Genomic DNA, 14241 nt, shown 5'->3' with positions numbered 1-14241 from the left:
GACCTCCAGCGTTCGGCATTTCGCAGCCGTCTGGCGCTCGGTGGTTGCTCCCGGCGTGACAGCGCGGGCGGATCGGCCGATAATGCGAATCAATGACAATTGCGCAACTAAATCCACCCGTCATCGCCGCGCGTAGCCTGCTGCAACTGGGTCTGCACAGCGACGCAAGGGTGATTGCGGTCGATGATCTGCGGCCGGGTGATCTGATCGCCCGCCGCCTGCGCGAACTGGGCTTCGTGCCGGGCGAGCTGGTGCGGGTGGTGGCACTGGGGCCGCTGGGTGGCGATCCGCTGCTGGTGCAGGTTGGCTATACGCGCTTCGCGCTGCGTCGCGCCGAGGCGGCGCGGGTGCTGGTGGAACAGTCATGAGCGCCAGCCTGCGGATCGCCCTGGTCGGCAACCCCAACTGTGGTAAGACCGCGCTATTCAATCGCCTCACCGGCAGCCGCCAGAAGGTCGCCAACTACGCCGGCGTCACCGTCGAGCGCAAGGAAGGCCGCTTTGCCGACGCCAATGGCCGCGTGGTGCAGGTGCTGGACCTGCCGGGCACCTACAGCCTGGCGGCGACCAGCCCGGATGAGGCGATCACCCGTGATGTCTGCCTGGGCCGCATGGCCGGTGAGCCGAAGCCCGATCTTCTGGTCTGCGTGGTCGATGCCACCAATCTGCGCCTGCACCTGCGCTTCGTGCTGGAAGTGCAGCGCCTGGGCCTGCCGATGCTGCTGGCGCTGAACTGCGTGGACCTGGCCGAGAAGCGCGGCATCCGCATCGACCGCGAGCGCCTGCAAGCGGCCCTGGGCGTGCCGGTGGTGGAAACCGTCGCGGTGCGCGTCGGTGGCGCGCAGGCGCTAGTGCGCCAACTCGGACAGGCTCTGCCGCAGCGGCCACGGCCGCTCCCGGAAAACGCCGACCTGCACGCCGAGGTCAACCATCTGCTTGCGGCGGCGGTGAGCATGCCGCGCCGCACTGCCGAGATCGACGACCGCCTCGACCGTGTGCTGCTGCACCCGGTGTGGGGGCTGGCGATCCTGGCGGCGGTGATGTTCCTGATGTTCCAGGCGGTGTTCAGCTGGGCCGAGCCGCTGATGAACGGCATCGAGGCCCTGGTCGGCTGGGTCGGGCAGGGGCTCAGCGCCCTGCTGCCGGATGGCGTGCTCAAGAGCCTGCTGGTGGACGGCATCCTCGCCGGCATCGGCGGCGTCGTGGTGTTCCTGCCGCAGATCCTGATCCTGTTCCTGTTCATCCTGGCGCTGGAGGAGAGCGGCTATCTGCCGCGCGCGGCCTTCCTGCTCGACCGCTTCATGGTCGGTGCCGGTCTCACCGGCCGTTCCTTCATTCCGCTGCTGTCGAGTTTTGCCTGTGCGGTGCCCGGGATCATGGCTACCCGCACCATCCAGGACCCACGCGACCGACTCGCCACCATCCTGGTCGCGCCGCTGATGACCTGCTCGGCGCGCCTGCCGATCTACGCGCTGCTGATCGCCGCCTTCATTCCGGCACGCACGGTCTGGGGCTTGTTCAACCTGCAAGGGCTGGTGCTGTTCGCGCTCTACGTGGCCGGCATCGTCTCGGCGCTGGCGGTGGCCACCGCGATGAAGTGGTGGCGGCGCAGCAAGCTGGAGCATGCGCTGCTGCTGGAGCTGCCGTCCTACCGCCTGCCCAACCTCAACGACCTCGCGCTTGGCCTGTGGGAGCGCGCGATGATCTTCCTCAAGCGCGTCGGCGGCATCATCCTGGCGCTGACCATCATCCTCTGGGCCTTGTCGAGCTTCCCAGCACCGCCCGAGGGTGCCACCGGTCCGGCCATCGACTACAGCCTGGCCGGCCGGCTCGGCCATGCCCTGCAGTGGCTGTTCGCGCCGATTGGCTTCAACTGGCAGATCTGCATTGCCTTGATCCCCGGCCTCGCCGCGCGCGAGGTGGCGGTGAGCGCGCTGGCGACGGTCTATGCGCTTTCCGCCACCGACGACGCCGCGGCCGAGTTGCTCGCGCCCATCATTTCGGCGCAGTGGAGCCTGCCGACGGCTCTGTCGCTGCTGGCTTGGTATGTGTTCGCGCCGCAGTGCATCTCGACGCTGGCGGCGATCCGTCGCGAGACGCTGTCCTGGCGCATCGTCGCCATCGCCGCCGGTTATTTGTTCGGGCTCGCCTATCTGGCGTCGTTTGTCACCTACCGGCTGGCGCTGGCCTTCGCGTGAACGCCTATCACGCCCTGGAAGCCCTGATCGTGCTGGCCGTGCTGGTCTGGAGCGGGCGGGTGGTCTGGCGCAGCTTAGGCCCGCAGATACGCACCGCCATCCGCGGGCGTGCGAGCGACAAAGCCGGCTGCGAGGGCTGCAACAACTGCGCGCCGGAAGCGGAAAAGAAGGGCCGCTGAACTCTGGCAAAGCGGCTCTGGCCGCAGGGCGGGGCGCTGCGACGACTGTGCGATGATCGCGCGATGAAGCGGCTCTTCGCCAGCGTGCTCGCACTCGGTCTGGTGCTCTGCCCGCGCGTACAGGGCTCCGACCTGACGCTCGGTATCGGCACCGTGGAGAGTCCTGCCTGGCGGGCAAGCGGTGTGCAACTGCGGGTGTTGCCGGGGTCCGAGCTTCGGCTCGACATCGACCGCATCGCCTTGGCCGGGCGCCCCGCGCTGCGCAATCTCCAGCTGCATTGCCAGGGCCTCGCGGCTGGCGCCGGCACCCGCTGCGACGACGCCAGCTTCGTGGTGCGGGTACCCGGCTGGGGTCAGCTCAAAGGGCAAGTGAGTGCGCGCTATGAGGACGCGCAGCATTGGAACGCCGACTTGCAGGTGCCGAGGCGCGGCCTCCGTCTGCGGCTGACGCAATCCGGCGCGGCGCTGCGGGCCCTGCTCGATCTGCGCGGGCAATCGGCGAGCGAGCTGCAAAAGCTGGCTAGCGCCTTCCAGCTGGTCATTCCCGGCGAGGTTTCGGGTGGCATCGACCTGCATCTGGACGCGCGGCTGGGCGAGCGGGTCCGGGCGGATGTCCGGCTCAGTGCCCATGCGCTGAGCTATAGCGAGGCGAGCGGCCGCTACGCCAGCGAGAAGCTGTCTACCGAGGCGGCCCTGCAGTTCGATAGCGCGAGCCGTCGCTGGCAGCTGGCCTTGGACACCCGCGGAGGCCAGGCCTATGTGGAACCACTTTACTTCGACTTTGCCGCGCTGCCGCTGCATGCCGAAGCCCGCATCGTCGCACTGGACCAGGCCTGGAGCATTGAGCAGCTGCGCTTGGTTCCGGGCAATGCCGGGACCATTGAAGCGAGCGGCAAGCTGGGGGCTGACTTCAAGCCACGCCAGCTGGAGGCGCGGCTGGTTGCCCAGGATCTCGCGCCGCTGGTGGCCACCTATCTGCAACCGCTGCTCATCGGTACGGTCGCCGATGGTCTAAGCGCCAGCGGCCGCGCCAGCGCAAGGCTTTCGCTGCGCGAGGGGCTGCCAACGGCGCTGGTGGCGCAACTCGCCGACGTGAGCGTCGCGGCCAACAAGCTAGGCGTCGCGCTCGAAGGGGTATCCGGTGATCTGGCCTGGGCCGCGGCCGAGGCCGAGCCTTCCAGACTGCGCTGGACTGGCGGCGCGGTGCAGAAGGTGCCCCTGGCGGCATCGCAGATTTCGTTCAGGGCGCAGGGCAAGAGCTTTGAACTGCTTGCGCCTTGGCGGCAGCCTCTGCTTGAAGGTGCGCTGTTGGTCGAGAAGCTGGCGCTGCGCGAGCTGGGCAGTGCGCAGCTCAGCGCCGACTTCAAGGGTGCCGTCGAGCCGATCAATCTGGCGGCGTTGTGCAAGGCGCTGGGCTGGCCGGAGTTTGCCGGCACGCTGGGTGGTCAGCTGCCCGGCCTCTCGGTGCGCGAGGATGTCTGGACGGTGGATGGCACGCTGGAGGCCCAGGCCTTTGATGGCAGGCTGCGTCTCGACAATCTGCGCGCCATACAACCCTTCGGCGTGTTGCCCAGGGTGATGGCGGACGTGGAACTGCGCCGCATCGATCTGGAGCGGCTCACCAGCGCCTTCTCCTTTGGCCGCATCACCGGCCGCCTGGACGGTGAGGTGAAAGGTCTGCGCCTGTTGAACTGGAGCCCTGTGGCCTTCGACGCGCGGCTGTACTCCACCCCTGGCGATCGCTCCAAACGTCGCATCTCGCAGCGCGCCATCGACAATATTTCCTCCATCGGCGGCGGGCCCACGGGCATGCTCTCGCGCGGCTTTCTCAGCATTTTCGAAGACTTCGCCTATGCGCGGCTGGGCATCAGCTGCCTGCTGCGCGACGGTGTCTGCCAGATGGCCGGTGTGGCGCCGGCGAAATCGAAAGACGGCCAGCAGGCCTACTACCTGGTAGAGGGGCGGCTGTTGCCGCGCATCAATGTGGTGGGCTACTCGCAGCGAGTGTCCTGGAATCAGGTCATCGAACAGCTCAAGGCGCTGCAGGCCTCGAGTGGGCCAGAGGTGAAATGAGCTGCCCTTCGGGCACTGCAACCGGTTCTATACTGCGCAGGTGCACCCTAGGAGAGCCGCCATGTCCCGTACTGCGCCCGTCTCGTTCCTCAGCATCGGCTTCTTGCTGAGCGCCTGCGTCACCATCAATGTGTACTTCCCCGCCGCCGCGGCCGAAAAGGCGGCGGATCGCATCATCGAAGATGTGTGGAAGCAGACGGCCCCCAAACCCGCCGAGGCGGCTCCCGCACCGCAGTCCAGCCTGGGCAGCCGCGCCGCCCTCGCGCTGCTGGATTTCCTAGTGCCGCGCGCTGAGGCGCAGCAGCCCAACATCGACATCAGCTCGCCCGAGGTGCAGCGGGTCAAGGCGGCGCTGGAGGCGCGTTACACCAGCTTGAAGCCGCATCTGGACTCCGGCGCGGTCGGCCTCACCGGCGATGGTTATGTCGCGCTGCGTGATCCCAACGCGGTGCCGCTGGCGCAGCGCAATGCCGTGAAAGGCCTGGTGGCCGACGAGAACAGCGATCGCAAGGCGCTGTACCACGAGATTGCGGTCGCCAACGGCCAGCCGCAGTGGGAGGGACAGATCCAGAGCGTGTTCGCCCAGCGCTGGGTCGCAAAGGCGGCCTCGGGCTGGTGGTATCAGGACGCCGGCGGTTGGAAGCAGAAATAATCCAAGCCGACGGCCATCGCCGTTACTCCGGCGACCCCTGGAAGCACAGCGACCCATTGACCCAGGTCTGGATCACCCGCGCTTCCTCCCTGAGGGGGTGGGCGGTCAGAACCACCAGATCCGCAGCGGCCCCGGGCGTCAGTGCGGCGGGTATCCTCTTGCCGAGCGCCTTCAGCCCGCCCGAGGTATAGGCGGCGACGGCGGTTTCGATCGACACCGCTTCTTCGCCGTTCACCAGGCGGCCATCGTCAAGACGGCGGGTGACCGCCAGGCGCAGATTGTGCAGCGGGTCCAGCGGGCCGCAGGGATTGTCCGAAGAGATGCAGACACTGACACCGCGATTGGCCAGCGAGGCAATCGGGATGCACTGCAGGGAAGGCGAGATTGCCCTATCGAGCATCGCGGGGCCGAAATGCGGGAGGAATCCGGGTTGCAGCGAAGCCACCGCGCCGGAGTCGGCCACCGCGTCCATGTCCCAGGAGCCCAGGACCGTCAGGTGTTCTATCGTGGCGTCGCTCGTATGCGAGCGCTTGATGGCCTCGCAGGCGCAACGGACCGCGTAATTCCCGAGCGCGTGGATCTTGGGGCGGACGCCTTCCCGGCCCAGGGTCTCCAAGCGGGTGGTGAGCGTCGTGGTTTCCATGCGCAGGTAGGGCATGTAGACCTTGCCCTGCCTGTAGGTCGTTCGATAGCTCAATAGGTCACGCAGCGGCGAGGTATTGCCCTTCAAGGCCTGCCCCAGGGCCGCTCCCGCCAGCTTGAGTACATGACTGGGGTTGAGGCACATGGCGCAGCGGTGCGCGCCGTCCATGAACAGCTTCGCGCTAGGCGGGGCATCGCCGCAGTTGGGGCAGAGCTCCGTGACCTCCGCAGGCTCCAGCAGGCTCTGCTCCGAGACTCTGGACCAAGACAGCTTCAGCGGGGTCAGCGTGCGCAGTTGCTCCATCAGCCCTTGCAGGGAGGTGGGAATGCAGGGGTCGTGGCAGGTGGTGACGCCCAGGGCCAGGTGGCGTTGCGCCTCGGCCCGCAGGAGTTCCAACTGCCCCTGCTCGCCAAGCTGCATTGCCAGGTCGGAGAGTGCGGTCTTGAGTGCGGCGGCATTGGCGCTTTCCCAAAGCAATCCGGTGGCAACACCATGGCGCCGCTCCACATCCTCTGGGTTGTGCCGGGTGTAGTCGCGAATGGCGGCCAGTCCTGCGCTGGAGACCAGGCAACGATGCAAGGAAACATCCGAGATCAGTGTCGGGCGGCCATTGCAGGCTTCGTCCAGTTCAGCCATCGACGGCAGGCCGTCTTGCCAGAGATCGAAGTCGGTGGCCGTCACCAGCAGCCAGGCATCGCTCAGGCGTTCGGAGGCACGGCGCCGGAGCGCGGTCAGTAGCTCCGCGTGGCTCCTGAGCAGGCTGCCGTCGAACGTCAGCGGCAGCCAGGCGCTGACGGTCAGGTGCGAGTGTGCATCGACGAATCCGGGCAGCAGATGCCGGCCGGCGAGATCAATCACCGTTTGCGCCTGCGGCGGGGTATCGGTGCCGATGGCAGAGATGGTTTCTCCCGTCACCAACAGCCACCCCGATTCCGGCTTGGGCGGCGAGCCGGACCAGATCACGGCATTGCGGAACAGCGTCGATGGCATAGGGCTTCCTGGAGTGCTGGCCGGTCAGCGGCGTCGGCCGAGCATTTCCTGAGCCCGGTATTTAGTCAAATGACTAATTGTGGGCGGAGAACGCTGGCGGGAACATCGACTCCGTGATCCACGGGGGGCAAAGCCAGTGCGCGAGGCATGCCCGGCTCTAGCTGTTGGCCGCAGGCGAAAGATGCCGGCCGAATCGCGCAAGGGCAGGCCCGGAAAATGAAAAAGCCCCTCGAGAGGGGCTGATCAAATGCGGCAATGAGTTGGTCGGGGCGACAGGATTCGAACCTGCGACCTCTTGCTCCCGAAGCAAGCGCTCTACCAAGCTGAGCTACGCCCCGTGCCTCAATGCTTGCGGCCGACGGCGAAATCCGCCAGCTGCAACAGCGCTGCTTTGTAGGGGGACTCGGGAAGACCGCCGACAGACGCTTTGGCTGAATCGGCATGCCGTTCAGCGAGGGCGCGAGTGTACGGGATCGCCCCTGTCGATTCAATGGCTTTTCGCACCTCGGCGAGGGTGGCTTCGAGGTCGCTGATCTCGCCGCTGCGCAGAACGTGGCGCAGGCGGGCGACAGTTTCCGCATCGCCGTGCTTGAGAACCTGGATCAGCGGCAGCGTCGGCTTGCCCTCGATCAGGTCATTGCCGACCGCCTTGCCACTCTCCTGGGGATCGCCTTCGAAATCGAGCACATCGTCGGCGAGTTGATAGGCGATGCCCAGTTGCAGGCCGTATTCGGCCAGGGCGCTCTGGGTGGTCGTATCGGCACCGGCGGCGATCGCGCCGAGCTGGCAGGCGGCGCGGAACAGGACCGCGGTCTTCAGTTCAATGACCCGGAAATAGCGGGCTTCATCGACATCGGGGTTGCGGGCGTTCAAGAGCTGCAGCACCTCGCCCTCGGCGATGGCGTTGGTGGTGTCGGCCATTACCCGCATCACTTCCAGTTCGCCGACTTCGACCATCATCTGGAAGGCGCGTGAGTACAGGAAGTCGCCGGACAGGACCGCTGCCGAATTGCTCCACTGGGCGTTGGCAGTGATGCGGCCGCGGCGCAGGTCGGTATGGTCGACCACGTCATCATGCAGCAGGGTGGCGGTATGAATGAACTCGATGACTGCGGCGAGGATGCGTGCCCGGTCGTTGACCTGCCCAGCGGCGCCGGCGGCCAGCAGGGTGGTGGTCGGCCGCAGGCGTTTGCCGCCGGCGTGGATAATATGGCCGCCGATGTCGTTGATGAGCGCCACTTTCGAGGCCAGACGCTGGCGTATCACCTCGTTGACGCGCAGCAGGTCATCCGTGACCGGGAGCAACAGGGTTTTTAGATCCATTCTTTGGGCGGCTCAACGGGCTGGCAAACGGCGCGGATGCTAGGTGCGCGGGACAAGGGGCGTCAATCTTAAAATTGCTTGACCGGGCGGGGACTTGTCACTAGAATCCGCCCTCTTTCAAAACGGCCGTCCCCGCGGGGCTGGCCAGTGCTCGGAGTATCCACGATGTATGCCGTGATCAAGACCGGTGGCAAACAGTACAAGGTTGCCCCTGGTGAACAGCTGAAGGTTGAGAGCCTGGTTGCCGATGTCGGCAGCGTCTTTTCCTTTGACCAGGTTCTGCTCGTGGCCAATGGCGAAGCCATCAAGGTCGGCGCCCCGACCGTGGCCGGCGCCACCGTGAAGGCGGAAGTCGTGGCCCACGGCCGCGGCGACAAGATCCGCATCATCAAGCACCGCCGCCGCAAGCACTACCACAAGGAACAGGGTCATCGCCAGAACTACACGGCGGTGAAGATCACCGAGATCGTCGGCGCCTAAGGCCGGCCTCTCCCCGAACAAGCATCAGGAGCATTCGTCATGGCACATAAGAAGGCAGGCGGTTCTACCCGCAACGGTCGTGATTCCGAGTCCAAGCGTCTCGGCGTGAAGAAGTTTGGCGGCGAAGCGGTCATCGCCGGCAACATCATCATCCGCCAGCGCGGCACCCAGTTTAAGCCGGGCATCAACGTCGGCATCGGCAAGGATCACACGATCTTTGCCCTCACCGACGGCAAGGTGCTGTTCAAGGCGCGCGGCGCCAAGGGCAAGACCCACGTCGACATCGTGGCGGCCTAAGGTTTCCTACCTTGTGCTGAAAAGGCCCCGTTCAACGGGGCTTTTTCATGCCCGCAGTCGTGCAGTTGTTTAGAGTGCTCCCATGAAGTTCGTTGACGAAGCCACCATTCACGTTCAAGCCGGCGACGGCGGGAACGGCTGCGTCAGCTTCCGCCGTGAAAAGGCCATCCCCTTCGGTGGCCCGGACGGCGGTGACGGTGGCGACGGCGGCAGCATCCACGCGGTCGCCGACATCAATCTCAATACCCTGGCGGACTTCCGTTTCACCCGCAGCTTCAAGGCCAAGCGCGGCGAGAACGGCTCCAGCGCCAACTGCCGCGGGGCAGGGGCGGAAGATCTCGAGATTCCGATGCCGCTCGGCACCCGCATCGTCGATGTCGAAACCCAGGAGCTGATCGGCGAGCTGACCCGCAACGGTCAGCGGGTCAAGCTGGCCCAGGGCGGTTTCCATGGACTGGGCAATACTCGCTTCAAGTCCTCGATCAACCGCTCGCCGCGGCAGTCGACGCCGGGTTCGCCGGGCGAGCAGCGGGAACTGGCGCTGGAGCTGTCGCTGATGGGCGACGTGGGTCTGCTGGGCCTGCCCAATGCCGGCAAGTCCACGCTGCTGTCCTCGGCCTCGGCGGCGCGTCCGAAGATCGCAGACTACCCCTTCACCACGCTCTACCCGCAGCCGGGCGTGGTCAGCTGTGGCCTGGGCCGCAGCTTCGTGATGATGGACATCCCCGGCCTGATCGAGGGTGCTGCCAGCGGCGCCGGTCTGGGTATCCGCTTTCTCAAGCATCTGCAGCGCACCCGTCTGCTGCTGCATCTGGTCGATGTTAATCCGCCGGATGGCGGCGACATCGTCAGCCATATCAAGACCATCCGCGCGGAACTGAAGGAATTCGGTGAGGCGCTGGAAGAGCGCGAGCAATGGCTGGTGTTCAACAAGTCCGACACCCTGGCGCCCGAGGAACTGGACGCGCTGGTGAAAAAGAGCCTGCGCCGCCTGCGGTTCAAGGGGCGTCATTTCGTCATTTCCGCCGTCACCGGGGCTGGCGTCGCCGAGCTGTGCGAGGCGGCCATGCAATGGGTGGAGGCCTACCGTGCCGCCCATGCTCCGGCGGCGAATGAATCCGATGAATCGTCAGACACTCCCGAATAGTCGTCGCTGGGTCATCAAGGTTGGCAGCTCCCTGGTTACCGCCAAGGGGCAGGGGCTGGATCGCGTCGCCATCGCCGACTGGTGTGCGCAGATTGCCGCATTGCGTGCCCAGGGCAGGCAGATCGTGCTGGTCTCCTCCGGCGCGGTGGCCGAGGGCATGGCGCGGCTGGGCATCAAGAAGCGGCCGGTACTGCTGCACGAGTTGCAGGCCACCGCCGCGGTCGGGCAGATGGGCCTGGTGCGTGCCTACGAGAGCGAATTCGAGAAGCACGGCCTGCGCGCGGCGCAGATCCTGCTGACCCACGAGGATGTCGCCGACCGCGGGCGCTATCTGAATGCCCGCGGCACCTTCAATACCCTGCTCGATTTCGGCGTGGTGCCGGTGGTCAACGAGAACGACACCGTCTCCACCGACGAGATTCGTTTGGGCGACAACGACACTTTGGGCGCGCTGACCGTCAATCTGATCCAGGCCGACCTGCTGGTGATCCTCACCGACCAGGAAGGCCTGTTCGACAGTGATCCGCGCGGTAACCCGGACGCCAAGCTGGTATCGGAGGCCGATCTCGCCGATCCCCGCCTAGTGGGCATGGCCGGCGAGAGCAAGGGTGTGCTCGGTCGCGGCGGCATGCGCACCAAGCTCAATGCCGCCTACACCGCCGCGCGCAGCGGTGGTGCCACGGTGATCGCCCATGGCCGCGAACCGGATGCGCTGCTGCGCATCGCCCGCGGCGAAGCCCTGGGTACGCTGCTGAAGCCGGCAGAAGCGCCGATGGCGGCGCGCAAGCGCTGGATTGCCGGACAGATGCAGGTGCGCGGCCGTCTGCACCTCGACGAGGGCGCGGCGCGGGTGGTGCGGGAGCAGGGCAAGAGTCTGCTGCCGGTCGGCGTGCGTCGTATCGAAGGCGAGTTCGAGCGCGGCGACCTGGTTTCCTGCCTGGACCCGCAGGGGCGTGAGATCGCCCGTGGCCTGGTCAACTATGGCGCGGGCGAGGCGGACAAGATTCTTGGTGCCAAGAGTGAGGAAGTGTTGGCGCGCCTGGGCGCGCTCGCGGAACCGGAACTGGTGCACCGGGACAATCTGATCCTGGTCTGAGCCTGGGTGCCGGCCGACTGCGTGGCCGGCACTAGTCCGTCGCGGACAAACAAAAACGCCGGCACTGGGCCGGCGTTTTGCGCTGCGGGCGGTTTAGGCCAGCGCCAGGATGTGCGCCTGCAGGCGGCTTTTGTGGCGAGCGGCCTTGTTCTTGTGGATCAGGCCACGGTTGGCGTAGCGGTCCAGCACCGGGACCATCTCGGCGTAGGCGGCAACGGCGCCGGCCTTGTCCTTGGCGGCGACGGCCTTCACGACCTTCTTGATCGTGGTGCGCACCATGGAACGCTGCGCGGTGTTGCGAGCGCGGTTGTTCTCGGACTGGCGGGCGCGCTTTTTGGCAGAGGCGATATTGGCCAAGGGTCAAGCTCCTGAAGATCGTTCGCGTCCTGCTGACGGTGCGAAGCGATTAGAATCGTGGAAAAAAGGGCGCAAAGTATGTTGTGCGATCCTTAGTCTGTCAACGGTCGCCATGTCAATCTCGCCCACCGCCTGTCGTCTCCCCGGTTTGCCGCGCCATGTCTGAATTTGAAACCCCGGGGCCCAAGCCTGCCGCCAAGGGCGCCAGCGGTGCTGCCTCGCTGGGGCGTTCCACCAGTATCGTCGGGGCGATGACCCTGCTGTCGCGGGTGCTGGGCTTCGTGCGCGAGATCATGCTCGCCACCGCCTTCGGCGCCGGCGCGGCGATGGACGCCTTCCTGGTCGCCCTGCAGATTCCCAACTTCGGCCGCCGGATGTTCGCCGAGGGCGCCTTCTCGCAGGCCTTCGTACCGGTGTTCACCGAGACCAAGACCACCCAGGACCACGCCGCCGCCCGCGACCTGGTGGCGGTGGTTAGCGGCACCCTGGGCGGGGTGCTGAGCCTGATCACCCTGATCGGCTGCCTGGCGGCGCCGGTGCTGGTCTGGCTGTTCGCCTCCGGCTTTGCCTCCGAGCCGGGCAAGCAGGCGCTCGCCGGCGAGTTGCTGCGCTGGACCTTCCCCTACCTGATGTTCATCTCGCTGACCTCGATGGCCGGCGGCGTGCTCAATGCCTATGGCCGCTTCGCGGTGCCGGCGTTCACGCCGGTGATCCTCAACCTCTGTCTGATCGGCAGCGCCTTCGTCGATGGCGGCTCGGTGCAGGTGCTGGCCTACGCGGTATTCCTGGCCGGCGTGCTGCAATTCGCCTTCCAGCTGCCCTCGCTGTGGAAGCTGCGCCTGCTGCCCTGGCCGCGCTGGGGCTGGCGCGATGGCCGGGTGCGCCACATCATTGAGCTGATGGTGCCGGTGCTGATCGGCTCCTCCATCGCCCAGGTCAGCCTGCTGATCAACTCCAATCTCTCCACCCATTTTGGCGACGGCTCGGTGAGCTGGCTGTACTACGCCAACCGGTTGATGGAGTTCCCGCTCGGCATCTTCAGCATCGCCGTCGGCACCGCGATTCTGCCGACGCTCTCGGCCCAGCACGCCATTGCCCAGGGCCAGCAGTTTTCCTCGACGCTGGACTGGGGCCTGCGCACCATCCTGATCATCGGCCTGCCGGCGGCGGCCGGCATGCTGCTGCTGGCCGGTCCGCTGGTGGCCAGCATCTACGGCCACGGCCGCTTCGGCGCCGAGGACGTGCGCATGACCACCTATGCGCTCTGGGCCTATGGCGCCGGCTTCATGGGCTTCTCGCTGATCAAAGTGCTGGTGCCGGGTTTCTACGCCCGGCAGGAGACCAAGCTGCCGGTGCGCTTCGCGATCACCGCGCTGATCGTCGGCATGAGCTTCAGCCTCGGCGTGTTCCTGGTCGACAACCATAGCCCGCTGCCGGCCGCGCACGTTGGCCTGGCGATCTCCACCACGCTGACCGCCTGGGTCAATGCCGGTCTGCTGTATCGACGCCTGCGTCGCGACGGCATCTACGTGCCGGGCGCCGGCTGGGGTGGCTTCGCGCTGCGCATCACCGCGGCCACGCTGGCGATGGCGGCGGTGGTCTGGTTTTTCGCCGGCCCGATCGAGCTGTGGCTGAGTCTGGACGCCGCCCATCGTGGCCTGCGCCTGCTGCTGGTGATCGTCGCCGCCATGCTGGCCTACTTCGGAGTGTTGATCGCGCTCGGCCTGCGGCCGCGTGATCTGCGGCCCCGGCGCGGCTGAGCGGCTAAAATTGCCGCCCTTTTCGAGTGGCCTGTCATGGAGCTGATCCGCGGACTGCACAACCTGAGCCGGTCGCACCGGGGCTCGGTGCTGTCCATCGGCAACTATGACGGCGTGCACCGGGGTCATCAGGCGCTGCTGAAGCGTCTTCGCGAGCGTTCCACCGAGCTGGGCCTACCCAGCACCGTGCTGGTGTTCGAGCCGACCCCGCGCGAGTACTTCGCCCCCGCTGACGCCCCACCGCGGGTGCTGACCCTGCGCGACAAGCTCACGGCCCTGGCCGGGCAGGGTGTGCAGCGGGTGCTGATCGTGCGCTTCGACCGCCGTCTGGCCGCGCTCTCGGCCGAGGCTTTCGTGCGTCAGGTGATCGTCGAGGCCCTGGGCACCAAGGCGCTGGTGGTGGGCGACGACTTCCGCTTCGGCGCCCGTCGCAGCGGCGACTTCGCCCTGCTGCAGAACCTGGGGCAGACGCTGGGCTACAGCGCCGAACAGCTCGACACCCTGCACGTCAGCGGTTGCCGTTGCAGCTCCACCGCGCTACGCGGCCTGCTGGCGGAGGCCAGGCTGGACGAAGCCGCCGAGCTGCTGGGCCGCCCTTACACGATCAGCGGCCCGGTGCGGCACGGCCTCAAGCTCGGCCGCCAACTGGACATGCCCACCGCCAATCTCGCCCTGCGCCGGCCGCCACCGCTGCCCCTGGGCGTGTACGCGGTGCGCGCGCGCCTGGCCGGCTCCGAGCAGCACTGGACCGGCGTTGCCAGCCTGGGCGTGCGGCCGACCCTGGGCCTGAACCGCTGCCTGCTGGAAACCCATCTGTTCGGTCAGCCCGGCGACATCTACGGCCGGCTGCTGAGCGTCGAGTTCCAGCGCTACCTGCGGCCCGAGCTGCGCTTCGCTAGTCTCGACGCCCTGAAGACCCAGATGCACCTCGATGCCGAGGACGCCAAAGCCGGTTTCGCCACCGCGAACCGCTCCCCCGAAGAACCCGCCTACTAGCTGAGCCTGCCGTGGCCGACGATTCAAACAAGTACAAAGACAGCATCCATC

At 66.7% G+C, this 14241-nt stretch carries 14 protein-coding genes and 1 tRNA gene; 11 read left to right on the top strand and 4 right to left on the bottom strand.

Translation table 11 applies throughout. From position 1 onward, the window contains the following. Positions 1-92: 92 nt before the first annotated feature. The 5 genes from AC3WT6_RS09065 (at position 93) to AC3WT6_RS09045 (ending at position 5101) form a co-directional block, all read left to right on the top strand. Positions 93-368, top strand: a complete 276-nt coding sequence (locus tag AC3WT6_RS09065; RefSeq protein WP_492653251.1) for a FeoA family protein — start codon at positions 93-95, stop codon at positions 366-368. Next, positions 365-2197, top strand: coding sequence for a ferrous iron transporter B (gene feoB, locus AC3WT6_RS09060; RefSeq protein ID WP_492653250.1), 1833 nt, complete (start codon positions 365-367; stop codon positions 2195-2197). Before AC3WT6_RS09065 ends, feoB begins: the two co-directional genes overlap by 4 nt. Continuing rightward, complete coding sequence (locus AC3WT6_RS09055; RefSeq protein ID WP_492653249.1) at positions 2194-2376, top strand: hypothetical protein; 183 nt, start codon at positions 2194-2196, stop codon at positions 2374-2376. Before feoB ends, AC3WT6_RS09055 begins: the two co-directional genes overlap by 4 nt. A 63-nt stretch (positions 2377-2439) precedes the next feature. Continuing rightward, complete coding sequence (locus AC3WT6_RS09050; protein WP_492653248.1) at positions 2440-4449, top strand: translocation/assembly module TamB domain-containing protein; 2010 nt, start codon at positions 2440-2442, stop codon at positions 4447-4449. A 61-nt stretch (positions 4450-4510) separates the two neighbouring features. Then, positions 4511-5101 (top strand): YdbL family probable chaperone protein, encoded by a 591-nt coding sequence (locus AC3WT6_RS09045; protein ID WP_492653247.1) that lies wholly within the window; start codon positions 4511-4513, stop codon positions 5099-5101. A gap of 22 nt (positions 5102-5123) precedes the next feature. On the opposite strand, the gene AC3WT6_RS09040 is transcribed toward AC3WT6_RS09045, so the two are convergent. From AC3WT6_RS09040 to AC3WT6_RS09030, 3 genes are all read right to left on the bottom strand, one after another. Further along, positions 5124-6734, bottom strand: a complete 1611-nt coding sequence (locus AC3WT6_RS09040; RefSeq protein ID WP_492653246.1) for an amidohydrolase — start codon at positions 6732-6734, stop codon at positions 5124-5126. A 261-nt stretch (positions 6735-6995) separates the two neighbouring features. Continuing rightward, a tRNA-Pro gene (locus AC3WT6_RS09035) sits at positions 6996-7072 on the bottom strand. A 4-nt stretch (positions 7073-7076) separates the two neighbouring features. After that, on the bottom strand, positions 7077-8057 hold the full coding sequence (locus AC3WT6_RS09030; protein ID WP_492653245.1) for a polyprenyl synthetase family protein: 981 nt from the start codon (positions 8055-8057) through the stop codon (positions 7077-7079). 165 nt (positions 8058-8222) lie between these two features. Between AC3WT6_RS09030 and rplU the strand changes: the two genes are divergently transcribed. The 4 genes from rplU (at position 8223) to proB (ending at position 11077) form a co-directional block, all read left to right on the top strand. Then, entirely contained in the window at positions 8223-8537 is a 315-nt protein-coding gene (rplU, locus tag AC3WT6_RS09025) for a 50S ribosomal protein L21 (protein ID WP_492653244.1), read from the top strand. A 39-nt stretch (positions 8538-8576) separates the two neighbouring features. Further along, positions 8577-8834 (top strand): 50S ribosomal protein L27, encoded by a 258-nt coding sequence (gene rpmA, locus AC3WT6_RS09020; protein ID WP_492653243.1) that lies wholly within the window; start codon positions 8577-8579, stop codon positions 8832-8834. 82 nt (positions 8835-8916) lie between these two features. Next, the gene (gene cgtA / locus AC3WT6_RS09015; RefSeq protein WP_492653242.1) at positions 8917-9981 is read left to right on the top strand and encodes an Obg family GTPase CgtA; all 1065 of its coding nucleotides are present in this window, start codon (positions 8917-8919) and stop codon (positions 9979-9981) included. After that, positions 9956-11077: a glutamate 5-kinase gene (gene proB / locus AC3WT6_RS09010; protein ID WP_492653241.1), complete on the top strand. Its 1122-nt coding sequence runs from the start codon at positions 9956-9958 to the stop codon at positions 11075-11077. The genes cgtA and proB overlap by 26 nt, the downstream gene beginning before the upstream one ends. 93 nt (positions 11078-11170) lie before the next feature. Here proB and rpsT read toward each other — a convergent pair whose 3' ends face one another. Beyond that, positions 11171-11434, bottom strand: coding sequence for a 30S ribosomal protein S20 (gene rpsT / locus AC3WT6_RS09005; protein ID WP_123211741.1), 264 nt, complete (start codon positions 11432-11434; stop codon positions 11171-11173). 158 nt (positions 11435-11592) lie between these two features. Between rpsT and murJ the strand changes: the two genes are divergently transcribed. Together murJ and AC3WT6_RS08995 are read left to right on the top strand one after the other, a co-directional pair. After that, a complete protein-coding gene (murJ, locus tag AC3WT6_RS09000) occupies positions 11593-13194 on the top strand; it encodes a murein biosynthesis integral membrane protein MurJ (RefSeq protein ID WP_492653240.1) in 1602 nt (533 codons plus the stop codon). Between the two features lie 36 nt (positions 13195-13230). Further along, positions 13231-14190 (top strand): bifunctional riboflavin kinase/FAD synthetase, encoded by a 960-nt coding sequence (locus tag AC3WT6_RS08995; RefSeq protein WP_492653239.1) that lies wholly within the window; start codon positions 13231-13233, stop codon positions 14188-14190. Positions 14191-14241 lie beyond the last annotated feature (51 nt).

Source organism: Stagnimonas sp. FW305-C-60 (assembly GCF_058782965.1).
The sequence above is the reverse complement of the archived record's forward strand: the minus strand, read 5'-3'. Positions and strand labels throughout refer to the sequence as shown.

Coding starts and splice junctions, on each gene's coding strand:
- AC3WT6_RS09030 (WP_492653245.1), bottom strand. CDS start 8,057: ATGGATCTAAAAACCCTGTTGCTCCCGGTCACGGATGACCTGCTGCGC.
- feoB (WP_492653250.1), top strand. CDS start 365: ATGAGCGCCAGCCTGCGGATCGCCCTGGTCGGCAACCCCAACTGTGGT.
- AC3WT6_RS09045 (WP_492653247.1), top strand. CDS start 4,511: ATGTCCCGTACTGCGCCCGTCTCGTTCCTCAGCATCGGCTTCTTGCTG.
- murJ (WP_492653240.1), top strand. CDS start 11,593: ATGTCTGAATTTGAAACCCCGGGGCCCAAGCCTGCCGCCAAGGGCGCC.
- AC3WT6_RS09050 (WP_492653248.1), top strand. CDS start 2,440: ATGAAGCGGCTCTTCGCCAGCGTGCTCGCACTCGGTCTGGTGCTCTGC.
- AC3WT6_RS09040 (WP_492653246.1), bottom strand. CDS start 6,734: ATGCCATCGACGCTGTTCCGCAATGCCGTGATCTGGTCCGGCTCGCCG.
- AC3WT6_RS08995 (WP_492653239.1), top strand. CDS start 13,231: ATGGAGCTGATCCGCGGACTGCACAACCTGAGCCGGTCGCACCGGGGC.
- cgtA (WP_492653242.1), top strand. CDS start 8,917: ATGAAGTTCGTTGACGAAGCCACCATTCACGTTCAAGCCGGCGACGGC.
- rplU (WP_492653244.1), top strand. CDS start 8,223: ATGTATGCCGTGATCAAGACCGGTGGCAAACAGTACAAGGTTGCCCCT.
- AC3WT6_RS09065 (WP_492653251.1), top strand. CDS start 93: ATGACAATTGCGCAACTAAATCCACCCGTCATCGCCGCGCGTAGCCTG.
- proB (WP_492653241.1), top strand. CDS start 9,956: ATGAATCGTCAGACACTCCCGAATAGTCGTCGCTGGGTCATCAAGGTT.
- rpmA (WP_492653243.1), top strand. CDS start 8,577: ATGGCACATAAGAAGGCAGGCGGTTCTACCCGCAACGGTCGTGATTCC.